The sequence below is a fragment of the Spiroplasma endosymbiont of Aspidapion aeneum genome, assembly GCF_964031045.1.
Lineage (GTDB): Bacteria > Bacillota_I > Bacilli_A > Mycoplasmatales > Mycoplasmataceae.
Window position 1 is genome coordinate 144,008 of record NZ_OZ034994.1, and the last position, 24,028, is coordinate 168,035.

General features: G+C 27.2%; 22 protein-coding genes. 17 read left to right on the forward strand and 5 right to left on the reverse strand.

The features are described 5' to 3' along the window. Positions 1-22 precede the first annotated feature (22 nt). Complete coding sequence (locus tag AAHM97_RS00685; RefSeq protein ID WP_342269029.1) at positions 23-1,003, forward strand: 3'-5' exoribonuclease YhaM family protein; 981 nt, start codon at positions 23-25, stop codon at positions 1,001-1,003. Between the two features lie 42 nt (positions 1,004-1,045). Here AAHM97_RS00685 and AAHM97_RS00690 read toward each other — a convergent pair whose 3' ends face one another. From AAHM97_RS00690 to AAHM97_RS00700, 3 genes are read right to left on the reverse strand one after another with little or no spacing between them, the layout of a single operon-like run. Further along, positions 1,046-1,453, reverse strand: a complete 408-nt coding sequence (locus tag AAHM97_RS00690) for an HIT domain-containing protein (RefSeq protein ID WP_342269030.1) — start codon at positions 1,451-1,453, stop codon at positions 1,046-1,048. A 47-nt stretch (positions 1,454-1,500) separates the two neighbouring features. Further along, positions 1,501-3,219 carry a lipoprotein gene (locus tag AAHM97_RS00695; RefSeq protein WP_342269031.1) on the reverse strand — a complete coding sequence of 573 codons (1,719 nt, stop codon included), beginning with the start codon at positions 3,217-3,219 and terminating at the stop codon, positions 1,501-1,503. 22 nt (positions 3,220-3,241) lie between these two features. Beyond that, complete coding sequence (locus AAHM97_RS00700) at positions 3,242-5,527, reverse strand: Vmc-like lipoprotein signal peptide domain-containing protein (protein WP_342269032.1); 2,286 nt, start codon at positions 5,525-5,527, stop codon at positions 3,242-3,244. Between the two features lie 261 nt (positions 5,528-5,788). Between AAHM97_RS00700 and sufC the strand changes: the two genes are divergently transcribed. The 15 genes from sufC to AAHM97_RS00775 all read left to right on the forward strand — a co-directional run bounded on the left by sufC (position 5,789) and on the right by AAHM97_RS00775 (position 19,739). Next, on the forward strand, positions 5,789-6,529 hold the full coding sequence (sufC, locus tag AAHM97_RS00705; RefSeq protein ID WP_342269033.1) for a Fe-S cluster assembly ATPase SufC: 741 nt from the start codon (positions 5,789-5,791) through the stop codon (positions 6,527-6,529). Positions 6,530-6,531: 2 nt separating this feature from the next. Continuing rightward, a complete protein-coding gene (locus AAHM97_RS00710; protein WP_342269034.1) occupies positions 6,532-7,302 on the forward strand; it encodes a SufD family Fe-S cluster assembly protein in 771 nt (256 codons plus the stop codon). A gap of 1 nt (position 7,303) precedes the next feature. Then, complete coding sequence (locus AAHM97_RS00715; protein WP_342269035.1) at positions 7,304-8,530, forward strand: aminotransferase class V-fold PLP-dependent enzyme; 1,227 nt, start codon at positions 7,304-7,306, stop codon at positions 8,528-8,530. A 13-nt stretch (positions 8,531-8,543) separates the two neighbouring features. After that, positions 8,544-8,990, forward strand: coding sequence for an iron-sulfur cluster assembly scaffold protein (locus AAHM97_RS00720; protein WP_342269036.1), 447 nt, complete (start codon positions 8,544-8,546; stop codon positions 8,988-8,990). Beyond that, positions 8,991-10,403 (forward strand): Fe-S cluster assembly protein SufB, encoded by a 1,413-nt coding sequence (sufB, locus tag AAHM97_RS00725; protein ID WP_342269037.1) that lies wholly within the window; start codon positions 8,991-8,993, stop codon positions 10,401-10,403. Positions 10,404-10,557: 154 nt separating this feature from the next. Then, a complete protein-coding gene (locus AAHM97_RS00730; protein WP_342269038.1) occupies positions 10,558-12,399 on the forward strand; it encodes an MATE family efflux transporter in 1,842 nt (613 codons plus the stop codon). A 245-nt stretch (positions 12,400-12,644) separates the two neighbouring features. Beyond that, positions 12,645-13,031 carry a hypothetical protein gene (locus tag AAHM97_RS00735; protein ID WP_342269039.1) on the forward strand — a complete coding sequence of 129 codons (387 nt, stop codon included), beginning with the start codon at positions 12,645-12,647 and terminating at the stop codon, positions 13,029-13,031. After that, positions 13,024-13,548, forward strand: a complete 525-nt coding sequence (locus tag AAHM97_RS00740; RefSeq protein WP_342269040.1) for a DUF262 domain-containing protein — start codon at positions 13,024-13,026, stop codon at positions 13,546-13,548. The genes AAHM97_RS00735 and AAHM97_RS00740 overlap by 8 nt, the downstream gene beginning before the upstream one ends. A gap of 143 nt (positions 13,549-13,691) precedes the next feature. Continuing rightward, positions 13,692-13,916: a hypothetical protein gene (locus AAHM97_RS00745; RefSeq protein WP_342269041.1), complete on the forward strand. Its 225-nt coding sequence runs from the start codon at positions 13,692-13,694 to the stop codon at positions 13,914-13,916. A 47-nt stretch (positions 13,917-13,963) separates the two neighbouring features. After that, positions 13,964-14,158 (forward strand): HNH endonuclease, encoded by a 195-nt coding sequence (locus AAHM97_RS00750; RefSeq protein WP_342269042.1) that lies wholly within the window; start codon positions 13,964-13,966, stop codon positions 14,156-14,158. A 390-nt stretch (positions 14,159-14,548) separates the two neighbouring features. Beyond that, entirely contained in the window at positions 14,549-15,847 is a 1,299-nt protein-coding gene (locus tag AAHM97_RS00755) for a DEAD/DEAH box helicase (RefSeq protein WP_342269043.1), read from the forward strand. A gap of 229 nt (positions 15,848-16,076) precedes the next feature. After that, positions 16,077-16,391, forward strand: coding sequence for a hypothetical protein (locus tag AAHM97_RS00760; RefSeq protein ID WP_342269044.1), 315 nt, complete (start codon positions 16,077-16,079; stop codon positions 16,389-16,391). A 324-nt stretch (positions 16,392-16,715) separates the two neighbouring features. Beyond that, entirely contained in the window at positions 16,716-17,513 is a 798-nt protein-coding gene (locus AAHM97_RS00765; RefSeq protein ID WP_342269045.1) for a hypothetical protein, read from the forward strand. Positions 17,514-17,535: 22 nt separating this feature from the next. Beyond that, on the forward strand, positions 17,536-18,456 hold the full coding sequence (locus AAHM97_RS00770; protein WP_342269046.1) for a hypothetical protein: 921 nt from the start codon (positions 17,536-17,538) through the stop codon (positions 18,454-18,456). Next, positions 18,456-19,739: an SGNH/GDSL hydrolase family protein gene (locus AAHM97_RS00775; RefSeq protein WP_342269047.1), complete on the forward strand. Its 1,284-nt coding sequence runs from the start codon at positions 18,456-18,458 to the stop codon at positions 19,737-19,739. The genes AAHM97_RS00770 and AAHM97_RS00775 overlap by 1 nt, the downstream gene beginning before the upstream one ends. Before the next feature lie 71 nt (positions 19,740-19,810). Here the strand turns inward: AAHM97_RS00775 and AAHM97_RS00780 are convergent, their stop codons facing one another. Beyond that, complete coding sequence (locus AAHM97_RS00780; protein ID WP_342269048.1) at positions 19,811-21,457, reverse strand: APC family permease; 1,647 nt, start codon at positions 21,455-21,457, stop codon at positions 19,811-19,813. A gap of 288 nt (positions 21,458-21,745) precedes the next feature. Further along, a complete protein-coding gene (locus AAHM97_RS00785) occupies positions 21,746-22,060 on the reverse strand; it encodes a rhodanese-like domain-containing protein (protein WP_342269049.1) in 315 nt (104 codons plus the stop codon). A gap of 170 nt (positions 22,061-22,230) precedes the next feature. On the opposite strand from AAHM97_RS00785, the gene AAHM97_RS00790 reads away from it, so the two are divergent. Next, positions 22,231-23,955: a ribonuclease J gene (locus AAHM97_RS00790; RefSeq protein WP_342269050.1), complete on the forward strand. Its 1,725-nt coding sequence runs from the start codon at positions 22,231-22,233 to the stop codon at positions 23,953-23,955. Positions 23,956-24,028 lie beyond the last annotated feature (73 nt).

Sequence of the window (24,028 nt, forward strand, 5' to 3'; positions counted from 1 at the left end):
TTTAGGAAAGAGATAATTTAATATGATAAGCATAAAAGATATTAATCAAGATATAAAAACAGTACAAATATTAGTTAGATGTGACAAAGTTTTATCAAATATATCAAATAATGGTTCAAGCTATATGGCTATTCATCTTGTTGACCCCACAGGGAGGATTGAAGCCAGATTATGGAATTCATCCAAGAGCGATGAGGGTGCTTTTATAGTTGACAATCTCTATTTAGTTGAAGGGAACGTTGTCATATATAAAAATATTTTACAACTTAAGATAAATAACTATAAAGTGGTTAGTAATGATGAGTTAAAAAACTTTGGTATTAAAGAAGACGATTTTTTTCATAAAGCAAATATTGATATAGAAAAGGAATATAAATTTATAATTGATTTAGTTTCTAAGTTTAAAAATAAGACATATTCAATCATAACATTAGAATTATTGAAAAATAATGAAAATAAATATAAGACATATCCGGCGGCAATGACAATTCATCATAATGTAATAGGTGGTTTATTATGACATTCTGTTAGCTTGTTAAAAGCTGCAATTGCCCTACAACCTGTCTATGAATATTGTGATGTTGACTGAGAATTAGTTTATGCTGGAACAATTTTACATGATATTGGTAAAGTAATTGAGATGAATAGCAAAAGAGCAACTAATTACACATTAGCTGGTAAATTAATGGGTCATATTTCGATTGGAAATGCTCTTGTTGAGGAAATGGCAAAAAAATTCCAATTTAATCTATCTAGCGAGTCATATGAGGATGTTATTCGCTTACAACACGTTATTCTTTCTAGCCACGGTAAATATGAATTTGGGTCGCCAGTTGAACCACAATTATTAGAAGCAATTATAGTTTCATCACTTGATCTTTTAGATTCAAGTATTAATCATATTGATTCAGAATTAAAAAAAATAGATATTGGTAATTTTACACAAAGAATTATTTACCAAAATAATAGAATGTTTTTCTCTCATTATAAAAAAAATAAATAGCTTAAAAAAAACACACTAATTTTTAAATTAGTGTGTTTTTAACTATTTAGTAATAATTTTAAGAACCTCAGTAAGAGGTTTTTTTTCAGTTCCATCCTTATTAAGTTTATATATTAAACCCAATTCTTTTTCATATTTTGGAATAATATGTTCGTGATAATGAAATACTACTTGGAAGGCTTCACTGCCATTGTTTGATGTAAAGTTAAATCCTTTTGGTTTTAACTTATTTTTTAATAATAATGCCACCCTTTTTCTTGTGTGTGAAACTCTTGTTAACATGTCTTCATCTGTAGATATTAGATCATTTGAATGTTTTTTTGGGATAACTAATGTGTGGCCAACAGTAACTGGCGAAATATCCAATAGTGCCATTGTTCATTCATCTTCATAAATTATATTTGCGGGCATTTGTTTATTTATAATATTGCAAAACAAACAATCATTCATATTTTACCGCCTTTTTAAAATACTTATTTATAAATAAGATTTAGCTATTAATTATCTTCCCCACTTTTAATATATTTTCCAATTTCATCGTATAATCCTGAATAATAAATATCATCTGGGTCAATATATTTTGAGTAAATAACAGATTTTGCCAATGATGTAATTGAGCTATCCTGACAAATTAAATATTGAATATCATTTAATATTGAATTTTTTATTGTAGAATCCATTGATGTTACATCATTAGAATGGAGTTCTGTGTTTATGTCATAATTTCATACATCATTGTATCCATTGCTATTTGATGCTGTTGGACCTAAATTTAGTGCAACTGAGTCATCGTTGCTCCCTGTAAGTTTATAGTCCTGTAACAATTGAATAGTATATATAGGTAATGCAAGCACAATTTCATGATAGTTATTATCTGACCCATTTGGGGTATATCAGTAATAAGGGTTATATTTTACAATTCCACCGCGAGAATTATAATTTTCGATATTTGTCTCATACTTTTCATTAGCTATTGGGCTTGTTCCAATAGCTGTTGTTCCATTATATATTGTCATCCCCTTATAACCTTGAAGTCCCATATATGGGTCATAAGATAGTGAATCCGGGTCTATTTCGATTTTCTTTTTATCTTTATCATTAATAGCATTGATGATATCTTGTATTGATCCTTTATCATTAAGAGTACCATCGTCATTAATTATATTATTATTTTTTAATTCTGTTAATCGTTTATTAACCTCTTCATCTCATTGTGCTTTATATTTAATCGTTCAAACTAATTTAACATTAGTAGTTAATTTAGAAGTTTTAGAAGTTTTTCATGATTGTGCCATGTTAAATAACGGTGAAGCACTATTAATAAAAGGTTGATATGAGTTATTAACTTTTCTTATGTTGTACATGGTTGAATCACCATAAGCTAAAGTAAGGGCGTTTTCCCAAGCACTTGCTTTAATAGAGTTATTAAAATAATCTTGAAATCTTAATCTAACAGCTGTTTTTGATGTTATTTGTCCCGCGGTATCATTTGGAACAATTTTATTAACACCTTTTAATTTTTCCTTCTCATTTGAAACGAGATAAAATTTATATTCATCTTTTGACTTAAATTCTGCAGTAAGCTCTTCCAACGTTGGTAAATTAGTTTCAGTATTACTTGTATCACCATTTTCATGAAAAAAACTCCATTTTTTTAGAGCACTATTACTGCCAGTTTTTTTATAATAAATTGAATAGTAATTGTTATTATCAAATTTTAAATCAATTTTTCCCCCAGAGGTATTATTTACATCTTCTTTTGTATGCATATTTAGGGTGTATAAATCTGCAATTTTTGTATAATCTAATCTATTATCAGATGTTATTGATGATGTATATTCTGTAAATAATTTGTCTTCTAGTACAGTATCTAATTTGTTTTGCCAAATTGATGAGTTAAAGCTTTTGACATTACTATACTTAGACAATCCTAAATCTTTGTTAATTGAGTTAGTTGATTCATAAGCGTATTGAAGACTTGATGCCTCATTTATCATACTTACCAATTGTGCCTCAACTCCAGATTTTGCCATATCGCCAAAGTCAAATCAAGCTTCATCATAATCAGGGCCCAAAATCTTTGCAATAATAGATTTTATTAAAGTTTTATTATATTGAATAGAATCATCATCTATCCTTGCATTACAAGAAACTACAGTAGCCGCCAATGATGAACCTATTGTAAAAGCTCCCAATATACTTAATAATTTTTTCATTCTTTATTTTCTCTTTCTATTATTAATTATTTTTTGTTGGCATTCACCAGATAGAACCAACTATTGGTGGAAGCTCACTATCTTTAAATGAATCTTGATTTAATACACCTTTTGGGTAGGCGTCATCTGTTTTTTCATTTAGCGTCTTTTTTCATGTGTTATATGCTTTTGTAAAACTTTGAGAAGAATTAGAGGCAATAACACTATCAATACTATCTAATGCATTAGCATATCAATCTCCAAGATTTTTTGATAATTCCTTTGTTTTAGTAGATTTATCTTCAGCAGAGAAAACAATAAACTTACCAATAAAGTCCGCATTAGAATAAGTTGTTTTAGTTGTTGAGTCTACAATTATATTTTTAAAGTAGTCAATTATATAGGTTGTTCATTCGTATTCACCTGTTGTAGATGGTTTATCAGTTTGATTTGCTCATGTTTTCACAGTTTTCATAATATCGAATTTTGTAGCAGAACCGGCTGTAGAAGATAATAATGAATTATTCAATAATCATTTTAAATATTGGTTAGAAATACTGCCATTTAGTAGGTTGTAAGTGCTTGTTTTATCATCTGGGTTAATTTTATTAACCTGAATATTTGTAACTTTTTCTAAATCGTTCATATCTGAAAACTTTTTAAATGCTTGCAACTCCTTTAAAGTGTCTGTATCAATTTTTTCCTTCGTGGTATCGATATATTTTGATTTCTTCTCAGATTTGTCACTAGCAATAACTGAAGCTAGTAATTGGTCATAGCCATCAATGTGATATATAATTAGACCATTAGATGTAATAATGGCAATATATCCTGGTGCACCCTTAATTGATGCATACATATTACCATCCTTACTACGATCTATTTTCATAAGAACTTTGCTATACAATTCATCAGATGCAGATTGTGCTTTTAGACCATCATCCACTCCACTCGAGCTTAAATCAATTTCTTGATTATTAGAAGATGTTGTTTCATTATGATTTTTTTTAAACACATAATCATATATAGCGCTTCTAACGTCTTGTTCATAGTCAGCAGAATTTGACAATGTTAATAATGTTGAATTAATAGTTGCTGTTGCATCTGTATATTTTTTTGATATATCGGCAGAATTTGACATAAGAGTTTTTCAATTTTTATCTACATCTTCATTAGATTTTTCCGCTTCATCTTTATTCATCACTTTTGTCTTTGGTGTAACAAATGCGTCACTTAAGAATTTATTAATCTCTTTAGCTTCAATATCATTTAGTCCGGAAAAACTATCCTTAGATATGCCTTTATCAAATGAAGCATTAGTTGCAAATGGGAATTTAATAAAACTTGTTGCAAGAGGTGCTTTTGTTTCATATCATTTTTCTGCAAAGTATTTTTGTGTATTAGACAAATAACCGGTTCTATATATAGAGTCTGATGAAGTAAACTGACTTACATCAGATGGCACGGCACTTATAATTTGATCTATCTTTATACTATTGTCATCACTATTAATAAACTTTGCCTTAATATTTTCAGCTGTAACATCGGTAGAACTTTCATTAACTCATTTATCTGGGCCTTCTAAATATGAATATTGTGAATTTCATATTTGAGTAGCAGCTTGTTTGTTGTCACTAACTCAGGAATCTTGATTTGTTGCAATTGCAAAACTTTGTAGTTTTGTTCTTACTTCATCTTTTTCAACTCAAGTAACACCAAATTGATCAGTATTTAACAAGAATTTTTGTAGAGTTGATGATGCTGAATAATCAGCGGATGTTAGCATTAAGCTTGCCTTATATTTTTTTTCTAAAAATCCAACGTCAGCATTTTTTGATTTAGATTGATAAAGAGGGAATTTTCCAGCTAAATAATCTCTTCATTTTCCGCTTCATCTTCATCCATAATCAGATTTATATGTTGCTCTTTCTCTCTCAATTTGTGAATCAGCTGAGCTATTGATATTTGAAAAAGCTTGTTGCATACTTTTTATTAATGTTGAACTATAATATGGAGAATCTTCATTATTATAGAGTTTAGATAAAGAACCTCCATCCTTACTTCCAGATAAGAATGAAATGTCCAATAAATTTGTAAAGTCATTGACAAATGTTTGGCGACTAGCTGAATTAGACTCACTTACCAGTTTATACAAAACATCAGATGCTGTAATTGTTGATATTCCGTTCTCGCCAATTTGTTCAAGAAAGTTTACTAATATAGAATCTCCATCTGAACTTGTCTGTTCATATTTATTACATGATACAGTAATTGTTGCGCTAGTACTAATTAATGAAAGGGAACTTAGCAATGCAATTAATTTTTTCACTATTTACCTCATTTTCTACCTTAATATTTTATAACAAATCGTGTTATAAATGGTTCTTTTTTTAATTTTTAGGTTTTGATTTTATAAAAAAATCCCCTTGAATACTGGCTTTTATACAATTTATGATAATAATAAAATCTTATATTTTTTTTGGCCAAAAATATTATAAGATTGCATTTTATAAACTTGTCAAGTATATAATTCTTTTATTAATGTATAATAAATATGTGATAAAAATTAATGCATTCGAAGGAGATAAAAATGAATAAATTACAAATTAAAGACCTATGAGTTGATATTGATGAAAAGAGTATATTAAAGGGGATAAACCTAGAAATAATTTCTGGAGAAACTCACGCGTTAATGGGTCCTAATGGTAATGGTAAGTCAACACTATTAATGACAATTATGGGAAATTCTAAATATATAGTTAAAAAAGGGGACATTATTTTAAATGGTAAGTCAATTTTAAAACTATCTGTTGACGAAAGAGCAAGATTGGGGATTTTTTTAGCTATGCAAAACCCAGCTGTGATTCCTGGTGTAACCAATCTTGAGTTTCTAAGAACAATAAAAAACACACGAGAAGGGAAAATGGTTAATTTTAAAGACTTCTCTGTACAAATCAGAGAAAATATGAAAGAATTGGACTTTGATATGTCAATGATGAAAAGATATGTCAATGACGGTTTTTCAGGTGGTGAAAAAAAGAAAAATGAAATATTACAGCAAAAAGTATTAAAACCTATTTTTAGTTTAATCGATGAAATTGACTCTGGTTTAGATGTTGATGCTTTAAATTTGGTTAGTGACAATTTGAATGCAGAATCTAATAAGGATGCTGGTATGTTGGTTGTTTCACATTATGATCGTTTTTTTCAAAAGGTTACACCTACCCACTGTCATGTTATAATTGATGGAAAAATAATAAAATCTGGTGGTTTTGAAATTGTTGATAAGATTAATAAACAAGGCTATGCATGAATTAAGGACCAAAAATAATAATGGAAAATATTTATAAAAATATTTTTATTAAAGATAATATGCCGCCTAATTATGAAATAGATGATCTAACAAATATTGTTATATTAATTTCAAACCCAACTTACGATTGAAACATTAAAGTAAAACCAAATGCTAGAACAAGAATTTTTTTAATTTACCTTTCAGGGTATGATAACAAAACACAGAACAAGGCTAAAATCAAAATTGATTGTTGCGAAAATTCACATTTGGAATTTAGATTGGCAAATTTAAGTAAAAGAAATCTTGAAGATACTTACATAGTAAATCTTAACGGGAAAAATGCAAATCTTGATTATTATTCTGCATGTTTTTTGAATAACGATACTATCAATAGAACAAATATTCAAATTAATCATATTTATGAAGAGACATTTTCAAAAATTAAGGCTTACTATGTTCTTAAGAATAAGAGTGATGGTTTTATTAGGTGTAGTTCAAACCTAATAAAAGGTGCTGCCAGGTCGGTTGCGTCTCAAGAATTAAGATTAGTTGTTTTGGACCCACTAGCAAAAGCAAATTCTGATCCAGTTCTTTTAATAAATGAAAATGATATCGTTGCAAGCCACGCAAATGCTATAGGAATGCTTGACCAAGACATAATATTTTACATGGAATCTAGAGGCTTACACAAGCTTGATGCAGAAAAACTAATTGTTAAGGGTTATTTTTTACCAATTATAATGGAACTGGAAGAATATGGATTTGAGATATCAAAAGATATTGAAAAAAAATTATTGGAGATGATCTAACATGAAAAAAAATATAAGAGAATATTTTTCATTTTTTAATGAAAACCCCAACAGTATCTACCTGGATAGTGCGGCAACCGGCTTAAAACTAAAGAGCGTTTGTGATAAGGAATATTTTTTCAATAAAAGAGTAAATTCTTCCTCACACTCAATCCATCATACCAATGGTTTAATAGCTATGGAGGGTATCAATAAAACAAGAAAAATGGTGAAGGAATTTATTAATGCAGATTTAAATAATGAAATTATTTTTACAAGTGGTGCAACATTCGGCTTAAATACAGTTATTTTTGGAATTTGTGAGAGACTTGAACCCGGGGATGAAATATGCACAACATTATTAGAACACTCTTCACTAATAATACCTTTATTAAAATCCAAAAATAAGTATAACCTTAAACTTAATTATTTTGAACTTAATGATAAGGGAATGATTGATATTGAGAAAATCCATATGTATATTAATATGAAAACTAAATTCGTTGCTTTTGCATCAATTTCAAATACCGTCTCAGCAAACAATAATATTTGTGAAGTAGTAAAAAAAATAAGAGAAATTAATAAAAATATTATTATCTTAATAGATGTCGCACAATCTATTTCATATTATAAAACAGATGTAAAAGAATGGGATGTAGATTTTATTTGTTTTTCAGCTCATAAGATGTATGGCCCTTGAGGACTTGGAATAATGTATGGAAGAGAAAAACTTTTAGGCATAATTGACCCAATAGTAATTGGAGGTGGGTCAATTTATGAAAATTCAATGCTTGATTATGAACTTGCCAAATCGCCAGAAAAATTTGAAGCAGGCACACAAAACATGGCGGCAATTTATGCATATAGTGAGGTATTTGAATTTTATAAAAAATTTTCAATTAAAGAAATATGTGTTTCTATCTATAATTTAAAAAAATATTTTATTGAAAAAATAAAAATAAATAAACTTCAGGATAGTTATAATTTTTTTGGACTTGATAATGACGGTCCTATTATTTTAATTGATACTAAGGAAGTCAATCCTCATGATTTTATTCAGTATCTTCATAAAAAATATAATATAATTGCAAGAAGTGGAAATCATTGTGCATTAAATTCAAAAATAATCACTCACATTGAAAGGCCAACAATTAGAATTAGTTTTGGACCATATAACCTTAAAAGCGAGATTGATGTATTGATTAAAGCGCTTATTAATAAAGAGGATTGAAAAGAATATATTATATAATAAAGGAGATGTAATGAATATAACTGATGAGCAAAAAATGGAATTTAGAAATATTATTATTGATCATTTTTCAAATCCAATAAAAAAAGGTATTTTTAAAGAAAAAAAAGATATTTACTCCGCTAGACAAAAATCTTCAATATGTGCTGATGATATCTATGTCCAATTAAAAATTATAAATGATAAAATTATAGATGGAAGATTTGATGGTAGTGGTTGTGCATTTTCTGTAACAGCTGCAGATATTTTAATATCAAATATATGTGGTAAAAGATTAAAGGAAGCATATGATTATTTAAAAAATTATAATGAAATGTGTATCGGGAATGATTTTGAAGTTACAGAAGATGATGAAATAAGAATATTTCAAACTGTACGTGTTGAGATAAATAGGGTTAATTGTGTATTATTGGCAGCTGAGGGTATTAGACATATATTGGTAGAGAAAGGTAATTTTTAAATGAAAAAATTAAAACAAGAAAAAGATATACAAAAAATAACACAATATAATTATGGGTTCAATGAGGGAGAAAGAAGTATAATAAAAACAGATATTGGTCTAAATGAAAAAACTGTTAGTACAATTTCTGATATAAAGAATGAACCTCAATGAATGCGAGAATTTAGATTAAAAAGCTATAAAATATTTAAGGATATGCCCCAACCAAGTTTTGGTCCAGATTTAAATTTTATTAATTTTGATGAATATTATTATTATTCTTCTGGTTCTGATAAAACTGAAAATGACTGAGACAATGTACCAGATAATATAAAAAAAACATTCGATAGATTGGGAATACCAGAAGCTGAAAAAAAATTTTTTATGGGTATTAATGCACAATGAGACTCTACCCCTGTTTACGAAAATCTCGCAACAGAATTGTCTGAAATTGGTGTCATATTTACCGATTGTGACACAGCGTTAAAAAAATATCCCGACCTTTTTAGAAAATATTTTTCCAAATTAGTAAAACCTGATGATAATAAGTATGCTGCCTTAAATTCTACCGTTTGGTCCGGTGGGACTTTCATTTATGTTCCTAAAGGTGTAGTTGTAAAAAAACCACTTCAAGCATATTTTAGAATTAATTATAAACAAGTTGGTCAATTTGAAAGAACATTAATAGTCTTAGAAGATGATGCAGAGTTACATTATATTGAGGGATGTACAGCTCCATCATATTCAAAAAACAATTTACACGCAGCTATTGTAGAAATTTTTGTTGGTAAAAGATCAAAAATGAGATATACAACAGTTCAAAATTGAAGTGATAATGTTTTAAATTTGGTCACTAAAAGAAGTCTCATCGAGGAAGATGGTTTTATGGAATGAATAGATGGAAACATAGGTTCAAAAGTAAATATGAAATACCCAAGTTGCATTCTTAAAGGAGACAGAGCTCAAGGAAATACTATTTCAATTGCAGTAGCAAAAAAAGGTGTGTATCAAGATGCTGGAAGTAAAATGATTCATCTTGGAAGAGAAACAAAATCTAAAATTGTTTCAAAATCTATAACATTACAAGGTGGAACAGCAAATTACAGAGGGCTTGCTTTCATAGGGAAAGATGCTATTAATTCAAAAGCAAGAGTTGAATGTGACACATTAATATTGGATAACGATTCACATACAGACACAATTCCCAAAAATATGGTACATAATAATCAAAGTCAAATAGAACATGAGGCAACTGTTTCTAAGGTAAGTGAAGAACAATTGTTTTATCTTATGAGTAGAGGATTAACTGAGCAACAAGCGTTGGAGATGATTGTGATGGGATTTATTGAGCCATTTACAAAAGAGTTGCCCCTTGAATATGCTGTTGAATTAAATAAACTAATTAAAATGGATATGGAGGGTTCTGTTGGTTAGATTTAATTTAATATATATTGCAAGTAAATTTATAATATAAAAAACCTACATATTTATGTAGGTTTTTTATATTATGTTTAAGTGTAAATAACAACCATTTTTTTTGAAAATATATATTTGTTTTGTTATACTATATTATTAGTATGGAGATAAAATGTTAGATAAAATATCAAAAAAACTATTTAAAATTAGAGAATACAAACCAAATTCAAATGAAGATGGTAAAGATAATGTTACTGTGATGACAAAGAGGGAAGTCATGATGAGGTATAGCACTCCTTGAAAGGGTGTATTATTTTTTTGTGTTCCAACTGTTAGCATAATGGTAATTCAAGGTTTATATAATATTTTAGATAAATCATTATCACTTTATTTTGCAACAAATCACGCAATTTACAATTGAAAATATATTAAAGAATTATTGACTGTTTCAGTTGGTCACTCAAAAGGTGATAACTTTGTAAACCAAGATAATATCAATAAAATATTTGATTTTACAGACCCTGCAAAAATAAGCATTATTTCTGATTATTTAAAATCTCCAACTGAGCATAATTTAAATTTAATAAAGGAAGCATTAGATAAAAAAGAATTTTGCATTAGATTGTCAGAAATGAAAAGTTATATTAATATTGCAACTCAATATACTGCACAAAGCTATAATTTAAGTTATTCATGTAGCCAAATAATAGCCTTAGGTGGGGGTATATATTTTTCTGTTGAATATGGAAAAGGAAACTTCAATAAAATATCACAAATAGCAGGAAATGGTTTAGTATTTACTGCAATAACAAGCATTTTTGTAAGTGCCTTATTATTTGTTATATCATATCCAGGATTTGGACAAATACTTATTTCATCACAAATGGGTTCAAAATATAATCCCGTTATTTTAATGTTAGCCTGAAATGATGTTCAACCATTAATTTATATGGGAATAACAATCTTTGTAGCTGGTTTTTCAATGAACATGATTAGAAGTGAAGGAAAAATTTATCATGTATTAATAATGACTTTTTTATCAATTATTGTTAAATGTGTTGTTTCTATTTCTGCGATGTTTTTTTTCGGTTTGGAATTGTTTGGAGCACAATTGGGTACTATATTTGCATTTTTCTTTCAATTTATTTATGTTATGTTTGTTGTTTTCGGTTCAAAGGATAGCAAGTCAAGATTTAGTATATCTAACCTCCTTACTTTAAAATTGAAAAATTGAATAGTAATGGCAAAACTAGGATTATCCGCTTTTATACTGTATTTTGCAATCTTTGTTATAGGTTATACCTCAACGATGCTTGTTGTAAGTGTTCCAGAAGTTAATGGAATTACACATGAAATTGGTGTATCAACAAATCAGCAATTAATTTCATCAATGACACCGTGAAATGAGTTTATTTTATCTGTTGCTATTGGAATTCAACAGGGAGCAAGAACTATAATAGGATTTAATTATGGGGCTAGAAAAAATAAACGAGTAGTAGACTTATACAAAAGGGCATCGTTTTTAATAATTTGCTGATTTATATTTATATTCTTTTTAATAATTTCTATTGGGCCCCTAATGATGACCATGTTTGCTTTTCCAAAGAGTTTATCTTATTATGGTTCGCAATATTATTTTTTACAAATTGCATACTTTTGCACAATATTTCTAGCATCTTCAACATATTGCGCTTTAACTATATTTCAAGGAACTAAGCAAGCCCTTGCGGCATTGATTTGTTCTTCCTTAAGAACCCTAGTGTTTTATATTCCGATGATATTTATTGGATACCTTGTATCAAGGAGATTAGATAATCCTGTTTGATTCTTTTTATTCATTGGATTAGTGGATTTTATTTCATCATTTATTAATATTCCTATTATAATATTATTCTTTAAGGAAACAAGAAAACATGGTCTTGTGAAGGATTTAGAAGATGAAGAATGAATAGTATTATCATATAAAAAATATTTGTTCGAAAAAGAAAACAAAATAAAAAATATAAAAATCTAATGCCCATAATATTGTTAAATATTAAAATAAATTAATAATTTCCAGAATTTTGGAAAAGACTTGATTTTTTTTTTTTTTTGTCATAATAAACAATTGTAACGGGAAAATATGAGCAAGAACAAAAAAGTATCTGAGAACTATAACATCCGAAATATCCGGGTAAGCAAAAAACTAATAATAATGAGTTTTATACACCGAAAGAACCTATATATAATCTTTTAGATATTATTAGTATTCCAATAGAAGTGGTTATTTGATGCCCTTTTGATAAAAATGATAGTGAATTTGTTATTATATTAAAGGAAAAAGGATATAAGGTTATTAATTCCCATATAGATAATGGACAAGATTTTTATACCTATCAACCAAAAGAAAAATGAGATGTAATAATATCAAACCCACCTTTTTCAAATAAACGAGTACTAATAGAAAAATGTGAAAAATTTAACAAACCCTTTTGTTTATTATATGGTGCTACAATATTTTCTCAGTCAATGGGTAATACTTTGAATAGATGTTCTTTCATATTTATTCAAAAAAATATAAAATTTAAAACACTTGAAGGAAATTTTAAATCCTTTCAATGTGCCCGAATACTAAATAAGGAGTTTCGTGGGAATAATAATGCATAAACTTAAACCAATAAATTTATTAGAAAAGAAATATAACTATGAAACTAAATACCAACGGGATAGGGCTTGAAATAAAACTAATTCATCAACACTTATAGATTCAATAATAAATCGATTTTATATTCCACCAATATTAGTTGCCAATAATGAGGTTGTAGATGGAAAGCAACGAATGATCGCAATTGAAGACTTCATAAACAACATTATTCCATGAATAAAAATTGTGAATGGTGTGAAAGAAAAAATATACTATAAAAATCTTGATAGTTCCACAATGGCCATTTTTAATTCAAGTGATATTTATGTTGCTGATTTAGGAAAACAAGAAGATGATAGAGTTTTAGAACTATTTATGAGAATTAACAAAGGCAGCATTAAGTTAAATAAAGCAGAATTTAAAATGGCAACATCACTTCCAGAAAATAGAGTTCTAATAAAAAACATAGCTAAAAATAAAAATATTTTATTTTTAACAAATAATAAGAAAAATGATAAGAGATTTAAAATTAAGATTTAATAATAAGATGCTTATCAATATTATTTATTAATTATAGTGGTATAAAAAGTATTAGAAATTATTCAGATAAAATATTACAATCACAACTACCAATTGATAATATACAAGAATTGGAGAGTAATTTTAACAAAATAAATTATTTAATGTATAATATTTTAGGAAATACCTCTATCCCACTAAAATCATTCAACACAATTTATGAAACAATATTTTGCGCATTATACAATAATATTAAATTTAAAAATTCATTTGATAGTAACAGAAACGAAATTAAAAAGCAAATAGTTAATGTAATTGAGGAAATTTCAAATGACCAAATGGGTGGTGGAATAAAATTTGATGTATTGAATTTATTGAAAAACGAATAGAGAAGATAAATAATATATTAAAACCATTCCTTGTAGACAAGAAAAGGTTGTATAACTATGATGAAAGATTGGGAATATGAAATAAATATTCACACGTATATAATATTTGTAAAAAAGAAATTAGAACTATAGATGAATATGAGGCAGATTATATTATCCCACACACAAATGGTGGAAAAACTATAGTTGAAAATGCTCAAATACTATGCAAATCATGTAACGCTAGCAAGAATAAATACTAATAATATTTAATATTTTATTAAATTTTTACTTACAAATAAAAAAATTTTCATTAATAATACATTTTATAAGACAAATATAAAGTTAAACAAGTAGGCATTAAAATGCAATATTGAGGTATTATAATGTCTAATAACCTAGTAGAATGAAAATTATTATTTAGCAAATAAATTTTATTTTATTGAAAAAATTTTAAAACAAAACTCTACACTATTTTTGTTAATCTGTTTTAAAATTTATTGAAGCATATAAAAACTATTGAGCCACAATATTGTCCTATATATAAATAATGAGCAAAAAAACTACATATGTTTTGTTAAATGTGATAAAATTATTAATGTACTTGTGAGAAATTAAATTAATTTGTCTTAAGTAAATAGAAAAAGAGATAAATGAAATTCACAGAACTAGACTTAAATGACAATATAATACAGTCATTAAATAAAAATAACTTTTTTAATCCAACAGAAATACAAAAACAAGCTATTCCAGCATTCTTAAGAGGGGACAATATATTTGGCCTTTCATCAACAGGAACAGGAAAAACCGCTTCTTTTGTTTTACCAATAATTGAAAGATTAAACTTAGAACTTGATAAAATACAAGCAATTATAATTACTCCAACAAGGGAGTTGGCTTTACAAATTATTGATGAAATTAGAAAATTTTCAACAAATATCAAAAAACTGAAAGTAACTCCAGTTATTGGTGGAGCTAACCTTTCAGAACAACAAAGACGCTTAAGAAACACTCATATTATTGTTGGTACCCCAGGAAGAATACGTGACCATATTGAAAGAAAAAATATTAGATTTGGTTATGTTAAAACTATTATTTTGGATGAAGCTGATGAAATGCTAAAAATGGGTTTTCAAGGAGAACTTAATGCAGTTTTTGATAATTTAGAACAAAGCGTGCAAGTAGGGCTATTCTCAGCAACATCTACCCCAAAAGTTTTATCAATAGCGGAAAGATATATGCAAAAATATGAACTAATTAAGATTGATAATCAAATACAAGTGAACAATAACATTGATAATTCATTTATATTTACAAAAGGTGTAAGTAAAGAAGAATTAATTATAGAAGTTTTTAAAAAACACAATCCAAAAAAGGTAATCATATTTACAAATACAAGAGCAAATACTGATAGGATTCAAAGAAACCTAAGACAACTAAAGATTGATGCGTTAGTTATTAATGGTGATAAAAAACAATCAGATAGATCTAGGTCTATTAGAATGTTTAAATCAGGTGAAAAACATGTTTTAGTTGCAACTGATGTTGCTGCCCGTGGCCTTGATGTTAATGGAATTGATTATGTTATAAACTATGATATATCTATGGAAAATGAACACTTTGTCCATAGAATTGGTAGAACTGGAAGAAATAATGAAAAAGGTAGTTCAATTTCTTTTGTTCAAAATAGAAGCACACTTGACCAATTAAAAGAAATACAAAAAAAATATAATATATCAATAGTTGAAACAAAGCTAAATCATTACGATATGGAAGCAAAAGCTGAACTGAGATCGGAAAGAAATTTTGATAATAAATGAAAATCAAGAAGTAATAATTTTTATGACAAAGGCGGATCTAACTTTAATAGAAAAAAATCATCTGGAGGAAGAAAGTCATCTTATAATGGGAAGTCCTATTCTTCAAGAGAAAAATCATCTAATAAATGATAGTTTAAATTATTTGTGAATATAATGCCATTTCTTTGCGGAATGGCATTTATTTTGTATTATTTAAAACTATAATTTTATTTGTTCTTATAATTTAAAAAAATATAATAAAGTTGTTCCCCTAAAAACATTCAATACATATTTTTTTTAAGTTTATAAATAGTGATATAGCATAAGGGAAGCTAAGTGTACTGGAGGATAAAACCTTCAGTTTTTTATAAAGGAGAAAATAATGAAAAATAAGCATTATGATAAAAATATTAAAAAAAATGTGGTAGAAAGATTTAAAAATGGTGAAAGTGCAAAAATGTTAGCAGATGAACTAAATATATATTCTGGTCCTCAGCTGGTATATATTTGAGCAAAGAAGGAAAAATTTTGTTATCCTAAAGATAAGGTAAATTGTAAGGAGAATAAAATTATGGCAAAAAAATTAAAAGATGTTGTTGATCAAGAACGATTAAAATTACAGAATAAAGAAATAAAAGAATTAAAAAAGGAAAATGAAAGACTAAAAAAAACAAGCAGACAAAGCATGACTAGATAATTTATTATTAAAAGGAAAATATGAAGTATTGGAAAAGTCCATGCCTTCTTGCACAACCATGGTGATGATGAATTTGATGAGGATGAGTAAGAAGGATAAAATTAACATACAAAAATTAAAAATTTATAAACATTACTCATGTTCACAAATATATTTATATGTAGCAAATTTTAATTTAAACGCAAATTATTTGATTAAATATTTTAATATTAGTAGACAACATACTACAGATTTAAATCAAAATTTAATCTTCTTTCCCCTGTAGATATATTTAAGAAAAATCTTCCAATTCCAGCATTACCATTATATTTTAGTAAGAAATATTTGCAGGCAAAGAGGTATTTTAACGAATTTATTAAAAAATATAAGGATTTTTGTATTAGTTATAGTGGCATTTCTAATTGAATTAAGGTTTCTAAACAAGAAAATGTATCAATTAAAATGATTAGAAAAATTGCCAATGAAAACCCGAATGTTTTTAAAACCGCATTAAGAAAAAGAAAGAAACATAATTTATCAAAAAAACATAATAAATTTGTTAATGATGATTTAGTAAAAATGAATTATAAAACACCAAATGTAATTGGTGTTGATGGAACAAACATGAAGATTTTCTTAGAAGATAAAAACTCATACAAAAAATTAAATTGTTTAATATATTATATATGAGAAAACCAGAAAGTTCTTGCTTATAAATTTGATAAGAATGAAAATAGTAATAGTGTAATTAAGGTTTTTGAAAATATATCAACATTCGCAAACAACAATAATAAAAAATTAATAATTCAATCAGAACGAGGTAGCGCTTTTGCAAATGAAAATATTTTTAACTTTGTAAAGGGTAACAAAAAAATTACACATTCAATGTCTGAAAAAGGGTTCAAACACAACTCTCCAACAGAAAGCTTAAATGGTTGAATAAAACAAAAATTCATAAAATCATTTGGAGACAAATTTAAAAATCTTAATCATTTCTTAAATACATTTGAAAAGTTCATAAAACACTGAAATTTCATGAAGGAAATAAATTATAATATAATTAGTAAAAAGAAAAAAACTAAGTGTAATTCAGTACACTTAGCTTCCCTTATGCTTATTGAGTCCTTGTTAAAAATGTTATAAATATACATAAATGTAGAAATTAATGTTTTTTATAGTTTATAATTTAATTATGAAGAAGATATCGAAGAAATTATGTAAAAATATCTTTTTGGCAAGTTTCCCAATTGTACTTGGTGGATCATTATTAATACCTGGGATGGGTATTGACTCATTAAGATTTATTAATTCGGTTAAAAAAGAAATAAATATTATTATTCCAGAAGGCAAATTTATAATTAACCCCAATAGTCCATTATATGAATTTGTTTTAGATAACACCATAAGCAAAGCTTATGTTAATGATTTATTGTCTGCATCAGATTGATCTAATGCCAACGAAGCCGGAAGTAAAAAAAATCGAGATGCATACATAAAATATGCGAACGAATGATATCATTCAAAATGAGATTCAGAAATTAAAAATAAGAAAGAAATTGATTTGCACGATGTGTCTTTTGACATGATTGATTTTGATGTTGTAGCTGCAAAAAAATTCTTTAATTCTGCATATGTTCAATCTGGTTTTGAATGAACATTTTCAAAAAACGGTGTTGTTGATTTTTTTAATTGAAAAAAGTTACATGAAGTTTATAAAGATGCTAGCAATAAACAAAAAATATTAAATCAAGCTGATTATGATCAATTTGTTCAATATCAGAACAATATTGTTGATGGGGGTAATTTAGCATACTCAATCGGAGGTTACATTTCAAACTCTAAAGCTTGATTATTGAATATTCAAAAAAATGCTATTAAAAATGCTATTTCAATGGGTGTCTTGGAGGATAAAACACTTAATGAAGATGATGTTAAATGAAACGTTAAACCAACCGATTTTAGAAACCCTAATTATATAACTTGTATATATATATGATTTATTGGCACTACAATTTTATTTCTATCGCCATTTTGAACTAGTGCCTGATGTTATTATTGGTATTATAAAGAGAAGGGAAAAAAATAATGAAGAAAGCAATTATTTGTTTACTATCTATGGTTATGGTATCACCAGCTATCACTAGTACTATTAGTTGTAATAGAAATGTTGGAAATTTAGATTATCTTGTTGGCACTGATATTAAGAAAATACCAGATCTAAAAGATGACACTATCAAAAATGATCTTGGCTTATCAAATTTTTATTCCCTTGGTGATAGTTTAAGTGATAACGGAGCCGCGCTTGATGCTATACCAAGAAAACTTACTACTATTTTGAAATATGCAGCAACAAATGAAAATGCTCGAAAAGTGATTGAAAATATAGAACCATTATTATATGAAAAAATTAAATCATCTGGTATAAGTGAGCGCGCATTTAGTAGCTTATTGAAGCTTTTAATATCTAAAATGAGTGGTATATCGATAAAGGTAAATTTCTTAACCAATAATGGCGCTATTATTCATAATTATTGTACCGATGGTGAAACTGCAGTATGTTATCTTGCTAAAAAGCTAAATGAGAATGTTTTTAATTTTGCTTATTCTTCTAATATATGTGGTGAAGATATTTCTGCTTACGGTAAAAATTACTCAGTGGCCGCTTCAACATCGGCAGAATTAGATGGTATTAAAGGGGCGCTGCTAAATGACTTTTCACTAAAGAATCAAGCTAGAGCATTAATTTCTCAACATAATATAAATAGCACAGATTTAGCTTGAGTTATGATTGGTGGTAACGATTTATTTTCAATATTAAGTGGAGAAGACCGAGAAAAAATTATAGATAGCGCTATGTCCAATATGAAAATAGCGCTTTTAACACTGATGAACAATGGTTTTAGACACATTGTTCTTGCAAATGCCCCAGATATAAGTATGATACCTCAATATATAAATTCTGCGCAAAAACAATTGGCACATGATATAAGTATGGAATTTAATGAAGGTGAAAATATTCTTATTGATAGTCTTAATAAAGAATATCCCAATGTAATTACCCCTTTCGATCTTAATACTAATTTTCAAAAATATATAGCTAAATTTAAGAGTGAAAAAAGTAATGCTAACGTTCAAGACCCATCTATTGAAAAAAATCTCGATACTGACGCTTTAATCAAAGACTTGTTAGTAGCATTAATTAATGTAGATCCAAGTACAGTTACTCTTAAAGTAAATATTAAACAATTAAAATATGTTGAAAACCCTGATAATTATTTATTTTGGGATGATATACACCCTCGAGAATGATTACACAAAAAAATAGCAGATGAATTTTATAAAATAGTTAAAAATATTTTTAAAAAATAATTTCTTTCTTATTAATTTTTTTAAAACTTGTTTAGAATAAAGAAAAAAAACTATTCATTATTGAATAGTTTTTAATCAACATAATTTTCTTTTAATGGAATAATAGAAAATTCCATGTCTAATTCCTCTTGTAGTTTTGGGTCCTCTTTTAATCTTTTTTTGTATATTGGAAGGTATTTAATTCTATATCATATCACTCCAAATACAAATACCCCAATTATAAAACCAACCTCTAAGATTGATGATAACAAAGTAGAAATAGCGCTATTTCTTATTTTGTGCATATATTGTGTCAGTGATTGTCCATTGCTTGTGGCACCGTCTATTACATCCTTAGATGTTATTGTTAAGGATAGTGAATGAGAAGATGTAGAAATATCATTTCCTATGCCAATAAAAAACTCAACTATTTGGAATATAATAAATATAGTTGCAAATATTCATATAGCCTTCTCAAATCAATTAGTTTTCATTTTCTTAGTAAAAGCTAATTTTATTGATACAATTATAACTGCCAAATATATAAACAACATAACCATTGATGCTTCACCTGTTATTGCAGAAAATGAGAACACAGCATCATTAGAATTCAAACATCCTTGAATTATGTCTGGAATAATTAACCATATTAATGCAAATATAATTGTTATAAATAGATTAAGAAGAGAAGCCTTTGTTGCAATACCATCTTTGTTCAATTCTTGGTATTTTGTAGAAATTAATCCTTCTTTTGCAAATGGTTCAAGTATAGCGCCGGAGTACAAAGAATTTTGCATTCCAGCATTTAATTTTAATGAAACTGTACATATTAACATTAAAATAACACCACAGTAGTATATTCAACTTCCATGTTTTTTAAGTCCTTCAAATATTTGCAAATTTGGATTTGAACTGTATGACAGTAAACAACCTAAAAAAAGCGCTGTTATTATAACATAAAATATTATAGCCAACCCCATTATTCATATAATTGCTTTCCCAATGTTTTTCTCAGGATTCATAACATTTTTACCCATAGTTGAAAAAGTTTCAAAACCTAAAAAGAAGAAAAAACATGACGTAAAAGCAACTGAGAATGAACTTAAAGTTAACTTTGAGTTATCGGACATGTTTTTATCCCAGACCGTTGTTCCATTCATTGCAAACACAATAATAAGTGTAATAACTAATAATAGGCTTGACCCTCATTTAATATAGCTAGATCAATTTAGAAATTTTTTAATTAGCCTCATACTCAAAAATACAACACAGCAAGCTGCGCAATAAATAAAAATTCCTATTAAATCCCAAAATAGATTTGCTCATACTCCAATATTTAGTCAATTTTTCTGGTCCAAAAACGTGTTTGAACCAACAAAGTTAAGTCTTACAATTGAAACAATTTGTGATGTAACTATTATTGGCAAAGTTGTATATTGCATAAAAGATATCATTCACCCGGCAAATCTGCCAAATGTTGTTCTAACATATATATAGGCCGCCCCATTTCCAGGCTTATGAATATTTGATAACTTTGCAAATGACCATGCACAAGTTCCAGCAATAAGTCCTTCAACAAGAAATATTCAAATCATATGGCCACCCAGACCTAATGCACCTGTCGAACCGATCATTAGTGTCGCAAATACAGCTGTAAATGCTATACCACAGGTATAATTAAAACCTAACCATATTAATTCTACAAGGTTAAACTTCTTATCATCCTCTAAATTTTTCATTAATTAATTTCCCTTCATTATATAATTATTTTGTAGATGTATTAATAAAAAAATAATCAACTATTTTATTTTAACATATTTTTGAATAAATTTTTTTTTTAATTTATATACAAGATTTTTATAGATTACCAAATTAATATGTATTAAAGTAAATATTTTAAATCAAAATAAACAAGAATAAAAAATAATTTTCTATTAACAAGAAATTATATATTATAGCTTTGTAAATGAATTAAAGAAATAATTAAAATTAATATTTATTACAATAAATAAGTTAAAATTTAAACTTTATTTTATATATTTAAGAAAACCATAAACACCATGTCTTAATACATAAGCATTTGAAAATCCGTTCTCTCTTAAAAAATCACATGCTTGCGATGATCTATTCCCAGCATTACAATATGTTATTATTAATTTATCGCTTTTAAAATTATCTTTAAGCTCCTTTATTTTGTGATTAATTAATTCATCGATCGGAATATTTATACTACCCGGAATAATTGGAAGCGAACTATGTTCTTGCGTACTTCTAACATCTATTATATAGGCTTCATTTTTAACATCTATAAACTCTTCCGCTGTTATTCATATCGATTTCATTTCAACACTCCTAATATCTATATTATAAACCTTTTTAATTTTAAATTATAAATATTATTTAATAATAGATATTAATGATAATTTGATATTTTTTCTTAGAAAATAATATAAAATAACTATAAAGTATTATAAATATTATCTATTAACTAAATCATGAAAGGAAATAAAAAATGGCTAATGTAAAAATTATTCCTCTAGGAGGACAAGATGAAAGGGGAAAAAACTCTTTTATACTTTGTGTAGATGAGGACCTATATGTATTTGATATGGGACTTAAATTGCCTGAATCTTCAATACTTGGAGTTGATGTAATTATTTCAAATTATGATTTTTTATACAAAAACGCTGATAAAATAAAGGGTATTTTTATCTCGAATGGAAGTACATATAACGCTGGTGGGTTGCAATATTTTCTGAGAAAAGTGAGCGCACCTATATATTGTAACGAGTTTACAGAAATTATCCTTAGGCACAAGAATATTAAAATTAGATTAGAGCACCAAAATTCTAATATAAATATAATCAAGGATGGCGACATTGTAGAATTTGCTAATTTAAAAATTGACGTGTTTAAATCAACAGCAAGTTTTCCAAATTCCTTAAATTATGCAATTTATACTCCTGAAGGCTTAGTTGTGTATTTGAGTGACTTTATATATGATGGGGAGGAAAAGGATTTCTTTTCACCTAATTTTTCTCACATTCAAAAAATTGCGAGCGATGGGGTAAGTTTACTTTTGATAGATTCTGAGTATGCATCAAGACAAGGGTTTACATCTCCAAATCATAAACTAGATAAGTATCTTCCAAATATTATTAGAGAGAAAAAAAGAAGAGCACTATTTGCAATTTTTGAAGAGGATATATTTAACTTATATGCAATTGTTAAAGAGGCAATAGCGACTAATAAAAAAATTTGTCTATACGGAAACTTATTAAATCAAATTTCTGATATTGTTATTGAAAAATCTGGTTTAGATAAAAACGCATTTATTTCACCTGCAGAATATAGAGAATCTGATAATGCAACTTTAATAATAGCTGCATCAGGTGATCTTTTATATGCTAAATTAACAAAAATAGCTGTAGGAAATGATGAATTTATTAAATTAAAGGAAAGTGACATCGTTATTCTAGCGACACCACCAGCTCCCGGTGTTGAAAGAAGACATGCAGATACTCTTGATGAATTATCAAGAACAAGTGCTAAAATCATTTCCTTATCTGATCGTAATTTATGATCAATGAGAGCAAGTTATGAAGATGTTAAACTTGCTATAAGTATGATATCTCCTAAAAAAGTTATTCCAATCAAAGGATTATATAAGGATTTTGTTGCAACAAAAAGAGCAGCTATTGAATGTGGTCTAACAGATTATGATATTCTTATTCTTGAAAATGGGGATGCACTTACATTTAAAAAAGGACCAGAGTTGGGGATATTAAAAGAAACACTAAAAATTGATGATATATTCGTAGATGGTGTTGGTATTGGAGATTTAAGCGATACAATACTATATGAAAGAAAAATGCTTGGTACCGATGGCGTTGTTATAATTGGTGTTAACGTTGATTATAATACTAAGCTGCCAGTATCGCTTGTTGATACACAAATGCGAGGAATTACTAGTATTAATGATGATGGAATATTGATTAATTTAATACAAGAAATTTTATTAGAATCTCTTGCAAAATATGCGGCAGCATATAAAGAGTCAAAAGAGTACAATCTTAATTTTATTAAAAAAGATATTTTATCAAAAATAAAAGGATTATTAAAAAAAGAAATTAGAAAGCAACCAATTGTTTTGTTAATTGTAAACGAACTTAGATCACCAAATATTACATCTAGAATAAGTAAGCAAACAGCTGTTAATATTGTTGATGATAAATAAATTTATGTTGCCATAATACAAATCACGAAATATAAATATTAATATATTGTTATTATTCTCTTAGTAATATATT